Genomic DNA, 13,099 nt, shown 5'->3' with positions numbered 1-13,099 from the left:
TTTATTTGGGCAACTTTAAGCCAACAACTATAAATTGGAGATAGTAATGGAAACTTTACTGAGCTTTTCTGCAATCGCCGTAGGTATCATGATCGGTATGGCAGCATTTGGTACGGCGATCGGCTTCGGTCTTTTAGGTGGTAAATTCCTTGAGGGCGCAGCTCGTCAACCTGAAATGGCTCCGATGCTTCAAGTTAAGATGTTTATCATCGCTGGTCTACTTGATGCGGTTCCTATGATCGGTGTGGTTATCGCACTGCTATTCACATTCGCGAACCCATTCGTTGGTCAGCTAGGTTAATCAGCTTTTCTCTGACAGGTTTTGGACTTGTCATCTGATTAATTTTAGCTAATCGATGAAATATTAGAGGGGTAGCTGTTGTGAATATGAACGCAACTCTGCTAGGTCAAGCAATCTCATTTGCTATGTTTGTTTGGTTCTGCATGAAATATGTATGGCCACCAATCATGAATGCGATTGAAGAACGTCAGAAAAAAATTGCTGACGGTCTTATGGCAGCTGAACGAGCTGCAAAGGACTTGGATCTAGCACAAGCCAACGCTTCTGACCAAATGAAAGAAGCGAAGCGCACTGCAACTGAGATCATTGAACAGGCAAACAAGCGTAAAGCACAAATTGTTGATGAAGCCCGTGAAGAAGCTCTGACTGAACGTCAGAACATCCTAACGCAAGCGGAAGCAGAAATTGAAGCTGAACGTAACCGTGCCCGCGATGAGCTGCGCAAACAAGTTGCAACTCTGGCTGTAGCTGGTGCTGAGAAAATCCTTGAGCGTAGTATCGATAAAGATGCGCAAAAAGATATTCTTGATAACATTACTGCAAAACTTTAAAGCGAGGGGCGCCCATGTCTGAACTGACAACAATTGCACGCCCCTATGCTAAAGCAGCTTTTGACTTTGCGGTTGAAAAGAACGCACTAGACCAATGGGTCGACATGCTCACTTTCGCCGCGGAAATCGCCAGCAATGAAAATATCGCAGACCTGCTTTCAGGTTCTGTGACTGCAGATAAAATTGCAGAGATTTTCATTACTGTTGGTGGTGAACAGTTTGATGCCTTTGGTCATAACTTGATAAAAGTGATGGCTGAAAATGGTCGATTAGCGGTATTGCCTACCGTGTTAGTTGAGTTTGTTGCGCTGAAAAAACAGCACGAGAAACTTATCGATGTAGACGTCATGTCTGCAAGCGAACTAACCGATGAGCAAATTGCTGAGATCAGTAGCAAACTTGAAACACGCTTTGAGCGTAAAGTTAAGCTGAATTGCAGTGTAGATGAGACCCTACTTGGTGGGGTTATTATTCGAGCCGGAGATCTTGTAATTGATAACTCAGCACGCGGTCGTTTGAACCGCCTGAGTGATGCAATGCAGTCTTGATGGGGATTGGAGCATGCAACTTAATTCCACAGAAATAAGCGACCTAATCAAGCAGCGTATCGAATCTTTCGATGTTGTGAGTGAAGCTCGTAATGAAGGTACAATCGTTTCGGTAAGCGATGGTATCATTCGCATTCACGGCCTAGCGGACGTGATGCAAGGTGAAATGATTGAATTACCGGGTGGCCGTTATGCACTCGCACTTAACCTCGAGCGTGACTCGGTTGGTGCAGTTGTAATGGGACCATATGCCGACCTTAGAGAAGGCATGAAAGTAACAGGTACTGGTCGTATTCTTGAAGTACCAGTTGGCCCAGAAATGCTTGGTCGTGTTGTAAACACACTAGGTGAGCCTATTGATGGCAAAGGTCCAATTGAAGCTAAGCTTACTTCACCAGTAGAAGTGATTGCACCTGGCGTAATCGACCGTAAATCGGTAGATCAACCAGTACAAACCGGCTATAAGTCTGTTGACTCAATGATCCCAATCGGTCGTGGTCAACGTGAACTTATCATCGGTGACCGTCAGATTGGTAAAACAGCACTGGCGATCGACTCAATCATTAACCAGAAAGATTCTGGTATCTTCTCTATCTACGTAGCGATTGGCCAAAAGGCATCAACAATTGCTAACGTAGTACGTAAATTGGAAGAGCATGGTGCACTAGCGAATACTATCGTTGTTGTTGCATCGGCGTCTGAGTCTGCTGCACTACAATACCTAGCACCATATGCTGGTTGTGCAATGGGTGAATACTTCCGTGATCGTGGTGAAGATGCACTAATTGTTTATGATGACTTGTCTAAGCAAGCGGTAGCTTACCGTCAGATCTCTCTACTATTGAAACGTCCACCTGGCCGTGAGGCTTTCCCTGGTGACGTATTCTACCTTCACTCTCGTCTTCTAGAGCGTGCAGCTCGTGTAAGCGAAGAGTACGTAGAGCGTTTCACTAACGGTGAGGTAAAAGGTAAGACTGGTTCTTTAACTGCTCTTCCTATTATCGAAACTCAAGCTGGTGACGTATCTGCATTCGTACCGACGAACGTAATCTCGATTACCGATGGTCAAATCTTCCTACAAACTGAAGCATTCAACTCGGGCGTACGTCCAGCGGTTGACCCTGGTATTTCAGTATCTCGTGTAGGTGGTGCAGCTCAGACTAAGATTATCAAGAAGCTATCAGGTGGTATTCGTACTGCACTAGCGGCTTATCGTGAGCTAGCAGCGTTTGCTCAGTTCTCATCTGATCTAGATGAAGCAACTAAGCGTCAGCTAAGCCACGGTCAGAAAGTGACTGAGTTGATGAAGCAGAAGCAATACGCTCCTATGTCAGTATTTGACCAAGCGCTTGTGATCTTTGCAGCGGAACGTGGTTACTTGGAAGATGTAGAAATCAATAAGATTCTAGACTTCGAAGCAGCTTTACTATCGTACGCTCAAATCCAGTATGCTGATCTTATTAAAGAGATCAACACAACGGGTGCTTACAACAAAGAAATCGAAGCTCAGCTGAAAAAGCTGACGGACGATTTCAAAGCAACCCAGACTTGGTAATTAGTGGGTGACCTTTAGGTCACCACTTATGGAGAGTAACGATGGCCGGCGCAAAAGAGATACGTAATAAAATCGGTAGTGTGAAGAGCACTCAGAAAATTACGAAAGCGATGGAAATGGTAGCAGCTTCAAAAATGCGTCGTTCGCAAGACTCGCGTGAAGCTTCTCGTCCATACGCTGAAACTATGCGTAAAGTGATCGGTCATTTGGCAAATGCAAATCTAGAGTACCAACATCCGTACCTAGAAGAGCGTGAAGCCAAGCGTGTTGGTTACGTCATTGTTTCTACCGACCGAGGCTTATGTGGCGGTTTGAACATTAACTTGTTCAAGAAAACTGTCCTTGAGCTAAAGGATTGGAAAGAAAAAGGTGCTGAGATTGAGCTGGCGGTAATTGGCTCAAAAGCAACGGCATTTTTTAATAATAGCGGCGCTAAAGTAGCGGCACAGGTGTCTGGTTTAGGCGATAGCCCAAGCTTAGAAGACCTTATCGGTACGGTTGGCGTCATGCTAAAGAAATATGACGACGGCGAATTGGATCGCCTGTATGTAGTGTATAACCACTTTGTGAACACTATGGTGCAGGAACCAACGATCGATCAATTGCTACCTTTGCCTAAATCAGAAAGCGAAGAAATGCAGCGTAATCATTCTTGGGGCTATATTTATGAGCCTGAGCCAAAACCATTACTAGATGCACTATTGCTTCGTTATATCGAATCTCAAGTGTATCAGGGTGTGGTAGAGAACCTTGCTTGTGAGCAAGCGGCTCGAATGATTGCAATGAAAGCTGCAACAGATAACGCGAGCAACCTGATTGATGATTTAGAACTTGTGTACAACAAAGCGCGTCAAGCGGCTATTACACAAGAGCTATCAGAAATCGTTTCAGGTGCGGCTGCAGTTTAAGCTTAGGTAAAACGAAATAGATAGAGGATTAACGATGGCTACAGGTAAGATCGTACAGATCATCGGTGCGGTAGTCGACGTAGAGTTCCCACAGAGCGATGTACCTAGTATATACGACGCTCTAAACGTTACAGAATCTAAAGAGCGTCTAGTTCTTGAAGTTCAACAACAACTAGGCGGTGGCGTAGTTCGTTGTATCGTAATGGGTAGCTCTGATGGTTTACGTCGTGGTTTGACAGTAGAAAACACTGGCGCTCCAATCTCAGTACCAGTAGGTACTAAGACTCTTGGTCGTATCATGAATGTTCTTGGTGATGCGATTGATGAGTGTGGTGAGATCGGTGCGGAAGAAAGTTATGCGATTCACCGTGAAGCGCCAAGCTATGAAGAGCAATCTAGCGAGACATCTCTTCTAGAAACAGGTGTTAAAGTAATCGACTTGATTTGCCCATTCGCTAAGGGTGGTAAAATTGGTCTATTCGGTGGTGCTGGTGTAGGTAAGACCGTCAACATGATGGAACTTATCAACAACATCGCACTACAACACTCTGGTTTGTCTGTATTCGCAGGTGTTGGTGAGCGTACTCGTGAAGGTAACGATTTCTACTTTGAGATGCAGGAAGCTGGCGTTGTAAACGTTAAAAATCCTGAAGAATCAAAAGTAGCAATGGTTTACGGTCAGATGAACGAGCCACCGGGCAACCGTCTACGTGTTGCACTGACTGGTCTAACGATGGCAGAACGTTTCCGTGACGAAGGTCGTGACGTACTACTGTTCATCGATAACATCTACCGTTATACCTTAGCGGGAACAGAGGTATCGGCACTTCTAGGTCGTATGCCATCTGCGGTAGGTTACCAGCCAACTCTTGCAGAAGAGATGGGTGTACTACAGGAGCGTATCACGTCAACTAAGTCAGGATCGATTACGTCGATTCAAGCGGTATACGTACCTGCGGATGACTTGACGGATCCATCTCCAGCAACGACGTTCGCGCACTTGGATGCAACGGTTACACTAAACCGTAGCATTGCTGCAATGGGTCTATACCCTGCGATCGACCCACTGGATTCTACATCTCGTCAACTTGATCCACTTGTAGTAGGTCAAGAGCACTATGATGTGGCACGTGGTGTTCAGCAAACGCTTCAGCGCTATAAAGAGCTGAAAGATATCATTGCGATTCTAGGTATGGATGAGCTGTCTGAAGAAGATAAGCAACTTGTATCTCGTGCACGTAAGATTGAACGTTTCCTAACTCAGCCTTATCACGTAGCTGAAGTATTTACTGGCGACCCAGGCATCTATGTATCTCTAAAAGAGACACTACGTGGCTTTAAAGGTCTACTAGCTGGTGACTACGACGACATTCCAGAGCAAGCGTTTATGTACTGCGGTACTATCGACGATGCTATCGAGAATGCTAAGAAGCTATAAGGCTAAATAGGAGGCGATATGGCAGCAATAACCTTTCACCTAGACGTAGTAAGCGCTGAGAAAAAACTTTTCTCAGGTCTTGTTGAGACGTTTCAGGTGTCCGGTAGCGAAGGTGAACTTGGTATTTTCCATGGTCACACACCGCTGCTGACCGCTATTCAGCCTGGTATGGTGCGTATCGTTAAACAGCACGGCCACGAAGAGTTCATTTATGTCTCGGGTGGTATTGTTGAAGTTCAGCCTGGTACAGCGACTGTACTGGCTGATACAGCAATTCGTGCTGAAGAGCTAGACGCAGCAAAGGCAGAAGAAGCCAAACGCAAAGCTGAAGAGAATATTTCGAATCAGCATGGCGATATGGACTTCGCGCAAGCGGCCAGTGAACTGGCTAAAGCCATTGCTCAGCTTCGAGTAATTGAGCTGACAAAAAAACGTCGCTAATCTCGATTAGCAGCGATGAGAAAGGCGGCCTTATGGTCGCCTTTTTGCTTTCTGTCGATCATTTGTCTATTTAAAGAAAAAATATAGCGTTACCGAATTAACATCCCACTCAATCATCGCTAGAATGGTTGCAGCTTAAATAAACGTCAGTGGTTAATAATAATGAAATTTAGTGCAGTTGTGCTTGCCGCGGGTAAAGGTACTCGCATGTATTCCAATAAACCTAAAGTGTTACATACGCTTGCTGGAAAGCCGATGGTTAAGCATGTTATTGACACATGTGAAGGCTTAGGCTCGCAAAATATCCACTTGGTCTACGGCCACGGTGGAGAAATGATGCAATCAGAATTACAACAAGAGCGTGTTAACTGGGTATTGCAAGCCGATCAGCTAGGCACAGGTCATGCTGTTGACCAAGCCTCTCCCCACTTTGCTGATGATGAAAAAGTGTTGGTTCTTTATGGTGATGTTCCACTTATCTCAGAGCAGACCATTGAAAATTTATTAGATGCTCAACCAAATGGTGGAATTGCGTTGTTAACCGTGGTTCTGGATAACCCGATGGGTTATGGCCGTATCGTGCGTAAGAATGGCCCGGTTGTGGCGATTGTGGAGCAAAAAGATGCGACAGAAGAGCAGAAGCTAATTAAAGAGATCAATACTGGTGTGATGGTGGCGACCGGTGGTGATCTTAAACGTTGGTTGTCAGGCCTTAGTAATGATAATGCGCAAGGTGAATATTACCTGACGGATGTTATCGCGGCAGCGCACAATGAAGGTCGTGCGGTAGAGGCGGTCCATCCAGCGAACCCTATTGAAGTAGAAGGGGTGAATGACCGAGCTCAACTTGCTCGCCTTGAGCGTGCCTTCCAATCAATGCAAGCTCAAAAACTGCTAGAGCAGGGCGTGATGCTACGCGACCCAAATCGTTTTGATCTGCGTGGTCAGCTGCAGTGTGGTATGGACGTAGAGATTGATGTGAATGTGGTAATTGAAGGGTCAGTTTCTTTGGGTGATAACGTGGTTATCGGTGCGGGTAGCGTACTGAAAGACTGTGAAATTGATGACAACACGATTGTTCGTCCATACAGTGTGATTGAAGGTGCTACTGTTGGTGAGGCCTGTACTGTTGGACCATTTACCCGTCTTCGTCCTGGCGCGGATCTTCGCAATGACTCACATGTGGGTAACTTTGTTGAAGTGAAGAATACTCGCTTGGGTGAAGGATCTAAAGCCAACCATCTTACTTACCTTGGTGATGCAGAAATTGGTCAGCGAGTGAATGTTGGCGCAGGTGTGATTACGTGTAACTACGATGGCGCCAATAAATTCAAGACGTTAATTGGCGATGATGTTTTTGTTGGTTCTGACGCGCAGTTGATTGCACCGGTTAGCATTGCAGATGGTGCAACCGTTGGCGCTGGCGCAACCGTCACGAAAGATGTAGCAGCAGGTGAGTTAGTGATTACTCGCGCCAAAGAACGCCGCATTGCTGGCTGGATTCGCCCTGTAAAGAAAAAATAGTCATCACACTTTAACGTGTAGCTCGGTACTCTAGTATTGAGCAAAAGGCCTCTTTGAGGCCTTTTTTATTGTTAGTGGCTTGGGATAGCAATACGCTTTTCTACCCAGCGTACTCCTTGTGATACCACAAGAATGAGAACTAAATACTCCAGTACTAAAAAGCTATAGATCTCTAATGGTAAGTACTCATTTACCACTAACTCATTGGCACGGCGTGTGAGATCGCTTAAACCAATGACACTGACGAGTGATGACATCTTGAGGATGTAGACAAACTGATTCCCAAGCGGTGGCAATATTTGCCTGAAAGCTTGAGGCAAAATGACGAGGCGCATTTTTTGCCAATAGTTTAACCCTAAGGATTCGGATGCTTCGTGCTGCCCTCTGGAGATTGCCTGAATCCCACCTCGAAAGACTTCAGCCATAAAGGCACTTTCTGCGATAGTCAAAGCAATGACGCCAGCCCAAAAATGATTAAGAGAAATATCCATTAGGGTTGGCATACCATAATAAACCCACAGTAATAACACCAAAACTGGAATCGAACGAATCACCTCAACATAGATTCGGTTCATCGCTTTGAGCCAGCTGTTATTAGATAGAGCCGGGAAGGCCACCAGCAACCCAATGGACATCGCAAACAACATGCTGAGCAGAGAGACATAAATTGTGTCTTTGAAACCCGCAAGTAGAAACTTAAGATTGACTTGACCTTGTTCGGTCGCTGGATTTAACACATACCACCCCCACTCGTAGTCAGAGCAGCCTGATAATATGGGTAAGCACAGTATGATAGTTAATATTCGATAGCTCACAAACGTCCCTAATTTTCCCTGAAAATTCCATCTGTTACTGCTATGTTATCAAGGTTATATAATGAATGTTTAATAATTTTAGGGACGCATTAATGAAGAAGTGGATTCTTGGTTTTATCATTACGGTTTTGTCGATTGGGCAAGCTGCGGCAGAAACAAGTCGCTTACAAGCAATATTGGATGCAGGTGTACTAAGAGTGGGAACAACGGGTGATTGGAACCCCATGACGATGAAAGATCCGGCGACCAATTCATATCGTGGTTTTGATATCGATGTGACGACAGAGCTCGCCAAAGATCTTGGCGTTAAGGTTGAGTATGTAGCTACTGACTGGAAAACACTGGTTAATGGGATCACGGCAAATAAATATGACATTACCGGTAGTGCTTCACTGAACATGTCACGGGCAAAAGTAGCGGGCTATAGCCAGCCGTATTTTTATTTAGCGTTTGTTCCTGTGGTTCAGAAAAAAGATCTGCAGAAGTTTTCCGATTGGTCAGACTTTAACAAGCCTGATGTAAAAGTGGCCGCGACGCTTGGTACTGTGCAAGAAAAAATGGTTAAGGCCTTCTTTCCTGATGCAAAACACATTGTTATTGAAGCGCCAGCGCGAGATTTTCAAGAGCTGTTAGCTCGTCGTGCCGATGTGTCAGTCACCTCGAATGTTGAAGCGGCGACGTTGGTGACGAAATTTAAGCAGTTGGCGATAGTGCCGGTGAAAGAGCCACGCAAGCCTACGCCTATTTCAATGCTATTACCGCAAAAAGACCAAGTCTGGATTAACTATGTTAATCACTGGGTCGAATTGAAACAGACTCAGGGCTTCTTTGATGAAACAGCGGAAAAGTGGGGGCTAAAAAGTCTCTGAGTAAAAAGGGCGACATGATCGCCCTTTTTTACTTTGTTTGCTGCAGTAGTGGTGATACGGGTTATAGTTTACTCATCATTAGCCACTCGTGAGTTATCAGGAATGGTCAGCTCGCTAGTTATTGCAGGGTTTGAAATAACATACCCTAGCCACATCAATACTAAGCACCCTAAGATGACATAACCTACAGCCGTTTGTGCAACCACGGCGAACGTTGCTACAAGAGCGCTTGCCAAGCTACTCACCCCTATCTGAATACTGTTTTGTAGACCCGCTGCCGTGGCGGAGCAATGTGGTGCGCTAGAAAGGGCACGATTGACAACAATTGGATAGATCGCTCCATTTGCAACGGCGAGTAGACAGAAGGGCGCCAATATTGGCCATACTGAGGTTAATTGCCATTGGCATGCTGCGAACACTAGCAGAATAGCAACCGTTTCTAATCCGAGCAGTTGTTTGAGAACGGCCTCATCACCAAGTTTAGCCACTAACTTCTTACCCATGTAACCACCGACCATAAAGGCGATAGTTTGCGGGATAAAGCTGAGTCCAATATCTTTCGCTGAATAGCCCAGCTGGCTCATGATTTCCGGCATACCGGTTAAGTAAGCAAAAAATGCAGCCGAAGCGACAGCGTAAATAACCACATTACCGATATAGTCTCGCGATCCTAATAAGCTCTTTAGATCGGTAGAGACGGACGTTGTTTTGACCTTAGTATTACTGCTATCTTTCATCGATAAAGTGATGAGTGCTAGCAATGCACCTGTCATCGCAAGGACGACAAAAATACTGTGCCAACCCCAAAATTCAGTGAGCAGTACGCCAAGTTGAGGTGCAAGTGCTGGAGATAGTGCCACTAACGGCATGATAGTCGCAAAGATTTGTTGGCTGGTCTTTTTATCAAACTTGTCGATAACCATCGATTGCCAAATAACCGCGGGTGCACAAACACCAATGGCCTGAAGCATTCGTAATGTCAGCAATTGCCATACTTCTTGGCTCCAGGCGAGACCAATCGATGCGATAGTAAATACGACTAAGCCAGTAAAAAGGGTTTTTCTGTGGCCAAAACGGTCACTGGCTAAGCCCCAAACAAATTGTCCTAGTCCCATACCCACTAAAAAGACTGTCAGCGATAACGCGATCTGTTCAGGCCCGGTAGCAAAATATTGCTCGATTAATTTGAACGCAGGCAAGTACATATCTGTGGCAATAAAGCCAAGCATGGACAAGATGGAAAGATAGATAAGTTGCAGTTTTGAGATTTTCATTGTTATTCCTTTGAATTTTTTTCACAGGAATGAGTTGGCGCCAGCCCATGCTGTTAGTGTGGTGTATTCTATTTTTGGAATTAGAAAAAATAAAACGCTATATTTTGTAGTTATAAATCAAAAAAATTGAAAGGTAAGGTTATGTACTCACGTCCGTCACTTGAAATGTTAGATATGATTGCACGACTCGGCAGTTTCAGTGCGGCAGCAGAAGCATTGCATAAAGTCCCATCTGCAATCAGTTATAGCGTACGCCAGATAGAGCAAGAGATTGGTACTCCTTTGTTTAGGCGATTGCCTCGTCGTGTGGAGCTAACACCTGCTGGCGAGGTATTTATTGCAGAGGCGAGACGTTTGCTTCGTCAAATGGATGAATTGACACGCCATACTCGGCGTGCGGCTTCAGGTTGGCAGAAGCGACTCAAGTTGACTTTGGATAACATTGTAAAAGTCGATAAATTGTCGGTGTTGATAGATGATTTTTATGCTGAATTTGAGTCGGCAGAATTACAGATCAATATGGAAGTGTACAACGGCTCTTGGGAGGCGATTTCCGAACAGCGAGCGGATATTGTGATTGGTGCGACATCGGCGATTCCGGTTAGTGGAGAGTATGGGGTGAGGCCGATGGGGGAGCTACAGTGGACCTTAGTGATGTCACCCCTACATCCTTGTGCGCAAGTGGCTGAGTTAGATGAAGAGTTTGCCAGTCAGTTTCCAGCTATTTGCTTAGACGACACTTCACGTGTGTTGCCAAAGCGCCATACCCAACACAGTCCTAGGCAGCGGCGACTATTGTTGCCCAATTGGTATTCGGCAATAGAGTGTTTGAAAAGTGGTGTCGGTATTGGTTACATGCCTCGACATATTGCAGAGCCCCTTATTGATAGTGGCTCGCTGGTGGCGCGATCGCTGAACAATGACACCATCGATAGCCAGTGTTGTTTAGTTTGGCGTAAGGATGACAGTAATAAGTTGATTCAATGGATGCTTAACTATCTTGGCTCATCAAACCAATTGAATTCGGATTGGTTAAAACACTGAGTTGGCCAATATTCTGATTGCCCTTGATTAAAAAGCACGCTATTTTGTTTATTGTTAATACGCTGTTCGGTAAAGGGTTTTAGAATGTCGAAGTTAATTGATAGGAAGTGGCAGTTGCTACCGGTGATTGCCCTTTCTGTGGTTATGATAGGTGGTTTATATGGATTTAATATTACCTTAGAACGTCTCGTTCATGGGTCAGTAAAGCGGACAACGGACTCTCTGTTGACTGATGTAATTTACGAAATTCACGAAGATAATCCGAGTTTTACCAATAGTCTACAAATAGATGATTATATTGGCGATCTGACTCAGGCTGATGCAGACGCCAGAATTCAGGTGATCAATAGTAACGGGATCGTGGTGGGCGATACCGCGCTATCTGACCGAGCGTTAGTAGATCTGGACAGCCACGCAAACCGACCTGAATTTATTCAAGCTTGGGAGACGGGTTCAGGTGGAGATGTTCGTTTTAGTTCTGTGCTATCTGTCGACTTGTTGTACTCCTCTCGAAAAGTGACGATTGATCAGCAAGAGTATGTCGTGGTTTTAGCCGTCCCCATGCACCACTTGGAGAATATGACGTTTCAATTAATGAGTATCTTAGTCGGCTTAGCGCTGTTAAGTATTGCCATGCTTGTTGCGACGTCTCTACTTAGTCATCGTCAGATAGAGGCGAGTGTCAGGGCGGAAAAGAACAAACAAGATGAACGTATTCATCAGCGAACTCTTGAGATAGAGCTTATGCATCGTTTAGCGAATATGCTGGCAGCGTGTCAAAACCTTGTAGAAGCCCAGCGTGTCGTTGAGGATATTGTGCCGCGAATTCTGGGACAGGTGAATGGCAGTATTTCATTGATGCGTTCATCCAGAAACCAACTGGTTAATCAATTAGATTGGGGGGAGAAGTGGCCAGGAAGTAAAAGCTTTGCTCCTGATGAGTGCTGGTCATTACGTACTGGGCGCAGCCATTTATCTATTGAAGCGTTTCACCATTTATCGTGTGAGCATATGTCATCGATTGATAATAATCAGACCCTGTGCATCCCGTTAACCGCACACGGCAACACCATCGGTATTATGCATTTATATTTTGGCCAGGGTGGGATAGAAGTGGATGAGCTTACCACTCAGTTGGCTTACAGTGTCGCGGAGCATCTTGGCCTAGCTCTGGCGAATTTAAGTTTACAAGAAAAATTACGTTCACAGGCACTAAGCGACCCATTAACGGGTCTATACAATCGTCGCTTCTTTGAACAAAAGCTGACAGAGCATACTAATAACTCAGCAACGAGCAGCGAGTCATTGTCACTACTCATGCTTGACCTCGACCACTTTAAGCGTTTTAACGACAATTTCGGCCATGATGCTGGAGATTATGTGCTAAAAGAGATCAGTTCTTTACTCAAAAGAACCGTCGCCGATGATGAAATAGCGTGCCGATTAGGTGGGGAAGAGTTAGCGGTGATCTTACCGCACTGCAATATGGCTGATGCCACGGAATACGCTAATAACATTGTTAATCTAATCCGAACCATGCACCTAGAGCATAAGGGGTTATCTTTAGGGCAGTTGAGTGTGTCAATTGGTGTCGCAACGTACCCTGATCCGGCTTCCGATATTGAAGCGTTGGTTAAGATGGCAGATAAAGCCTTGTACTTAGCAAAAGATCAAGGGCGAGACCGAGTGGTAAACTATCAGCAGTACAATGAATTTAAATCTCCGGAGCTTGGACTGGTTGAAAACCAGTAATAGGGGATTACTGAGAAACTTGCCATCAAAAAACGCCTCATTAGAGGCGTTTTTATTAGGTAAGGCTTTGATTCTAAAT

13 protein-coding genes are annotated in these 13,099 nt (G+C 45.1%); 11 read left to right on the top strand and 2 right to left on the bottom strand.

From position 1 onward, the window contains the following. Window positions 1-46: 46 nt before the first annotated feature. The 8 genes from atpE (at window position 47) to glmU (ending at window position 7,266) form a co-directional block, all read left to right on the top strand. A complete protein-coding gene (atpE, locus tag L4D05_RS22155; protein WP_102470019.1) occupies window positions 47-301 on the top strand; it encodes a F0F1 ATP synthase subunit C in 255 nt (84 codons plus the stop codon). Between the two features lie 80 nt (window positions 302-381). Beyond that, the gene (gene atpF / locus L4D05_RS22150; RefSeq protein WP_250619294.1) at window positions 382-852 is read left to right on the top strand and encodes a F0F1 ATP synthase subunit B; all 471 of its coding nucleotides are present in this window, start codon (window positions 382-384) and stop codon (window positions 850-852) included. Window positions 853-866: 14 nt separating this feature from the next. Beyond that, on the top strand, window positions 867-1,400 hold the full coding sequence (gene atpH, locus L4D05_RS22145) for a F0F1 ATP synthase subunit delta (protein WP_265676789.1): 534 nt from the start codon (window positions 867-869) through the stop codon (window positions 1,398-1,400). A gap of 13 nt (window positions 1,401-1,413) precedes the next feature. After that, complete coding sequence (atpA, locus tag L4D05_RS22140) at window positions 1,414-2,955, top strand: F0F1 ATP synthase subunit alpha (RefSeq protein ID WP_428754698.1); 1,542 nt, start codon at window positions 1,414-1,416, stop codon at window positions 2,953-2,955. 41 nt (window positions 2,956-2,996) lie between these two features. Continuing rightward, window positions 2,997-3,863, top strand: coding sequence for a F0F1 ATP synthase subunit gamma (atpG, locus tag L4D05_RS22135; RefSeq protein ID WP_265676787.1), 867 nt, complete (start codon window positions 2,997-2,999; stop codon window positions 3,861-3,863). Window positions 3,864-3,897: 34 nt separating this feature from the next. After that, window positions 3,898-5,301: a F0F1 ATP synthase subunit beta gene (gene atpD, locus L4D05_RS22130; protein WP_265676786.1), complete on the top strand. Its 1,404-nt coding sequence runs from the start codon at window positions 3,898-3,900 to the stop codon at window positions 5,299-5,301. Between the two features lie 18 nt (window positions 5,302-5,319). Continuing rightward, window positions 5,320-5,742, top strand: a complete 423-nt coding sequence (locus L4D05_RS22125; protein ID WP_265676785.1) for a F0F1 ATP synthase subunit epsilon — start codon at window positions 5,320-5,322, stop codon at window positions 5,740-5,742. Between the two features lie 162 nt (window positions 5,743-5,904). After that, window positions 5,905-7,266, top strand: a complete 1,362-nt coding sequence (gene glmU, locus L4D05_RS22120; protein WP_428754697.1) for a bifunctional UDP-N-acetylglucosamine diphosphorylase/glucosamine-1-phosphate N-acetyltransferase GlmU — start codon at window positions 5,905-5,907, stop codon at window positions 7,264-7,266. Between the two features lie 71 nt (window positions 7,267-7,337). Here the strand turns inward: glmU and L4D05_RS22115 are convergent, their stop codons facing one another. Beyond that, the gene (locus L4D05_RS22115; protein ID WP_428795307.1) at window positions 7,338-8,081 is read right to left on the bottom strand and encodes an amino acid ABC transporter permease; all 744 of its coding nucleotides are present in this window, start codon (window positions 8,079-8,081) and stop codon (window positions 7,338-7,340) included. A 92-nt stretch (window positions 8,082-8,173) separates the two neighbouring features. On the opposite strand from L4D05_RS22115, the gene L4D05_RS22110 reads away from it, so the two are divergent. After that, a complete protein-coding gene (locus tag L4D05_RS22110; protein ID WP_428795306.1) occupies window positions 8,174-8,950 on the top strand; it encodes a transporter substrate-binding domain-containing protein in 777 nt (258 codons plus the stop codon). 68 nt (window positions 8,951-9,018) lie between these two features. On the opposite strand, the gene punC is transcribed toward L4D05_RS22110, so the two are convergent. Continuing rightward, window positions 9,019-10,224, bottom strand: coding sequence for a purine nucleoside transporter PunC (gene punC / locus L4D05_RS22105; RefSeq protein ID WP_428795305.1), 1,206 nt, complete (start codon window positions 10,222-10,224; stop codon window positions 9,019-9,021). A gap of 141 nt (window positions 10,225-10,365) precedes the next feature. Here punC and punR point away from each other — a divergent pair, with 141 nt between their 5' ends. Both punR and L4D05_RS22095 read left to right on the top strand, forming a co-directional pair. After that, entirely contained in the window at window positions 10,366-11,268 is a 903-nt protein-coding gene (punR, locus tag L4D05_RS22100) for a DNA-binding transcriptional activator PunR (protein ID WP_428795304.1), read from the top strand. 84 nt (window positions 11,269-11,352) lie between these two features. After that, complete coding sequence (locus L4D05_RS22095; protein ID WP_428795303.1) at window positions 11,353-13,020, top strand: sensor domain-containing diguanylate cyclase; 1,668 nt, start codon at window positions 11,353-11,355, stop codon at window positions 13,018-13,020. Window positions 13,021-13,099 lie beyond the last annotated feature (79 nt).

It is taken from the genome of Vibrio nomapromontoriensis, assembly GCF_050337205.1.
Classification (GTDB): domain Bacteria; phylum Pseudomonadota; class Gammaproteobacteria; order Enterobacterales; family Vibrionaceae; genus Vibrio; species Vibrio nomapromontoriensis.
This window is presented reverse-complemented; position numbering and strand designations above follow the sequence as displayed.

Bases quoted from the DNA above. Each gene is read 5' to 3' on its own strand.
- atpA (WP_428754698.1), top strand. From the start codon at position 1,414: ATGCAACTTAATTCCACAGAAATAAGCGACCTAATCAAGCAGCGTATC.
- atpD (WP_265676786.1), top strand. From the start codon at position 3,898: ATGGCTACAGGTAAGATCGTACAGATCATCGGTGCGGTAGTCGACGTA.
- punC (WP_428795305.1), bottom strand. From the start codon at position 10,224: ATGAAAATCTCAAAACTGCAACTTATCTATCTTTCCATCTTGTCCATG.
- L4D05_RS22095 (WP_428795303.1), top strand. From the start codon at position 11,353: ATGTCGAAGTTAATTGATAGGAAGTGGCAGTTGCTACCGGTGATTGCC.
- atpE (WP_102470019.1), top strand. From the start codon at position 47: ATGGAAACTTTACTGAGCTTTTCTGCAATCGCCGTAGGTATCATGATC.
- glmU (WP_428754697.1), top strand. From the start codon at position 5,905: ATGAAATTTAGTGCAGTTGTGCTTGCCGCGGGTAAAGGTACTCGCATG.
- L4D05_RS22125 (WP_265676785.1), top strand. From the start codon at position 5,320: ATGGCAGCAATAACCTTTCACCTAGACGTAGTAAGCGCTGAGAAAAAA.
- punR (WP_428795304.1), top strand. From the start codon at position 10,366: ATGTACTCACGTCCGTCACTTGAAATGTTAGATATGATTGCACGACTC.
- atpH (WP_265676789.1), top strand. From the start codon at position 867: ATGTCTGAACTGACAACAATTGCACGCCCCTATGCTAAAGCAGCTTTT.
- L4D05_RS22110 (WP_428795306.1), top strand. From the start codon at position 8,174: ATGAAGAAGTGGATTCTTGGTTTTATCATTACGGTTTTGTCGATTGGG.
- atpG (WP_265676787.1), top strand. From the start codon at position 2,997: ATGGCCGGCGCAAAAGAGATACGTAATAAAATCGGTAGTGTGAAGAGC.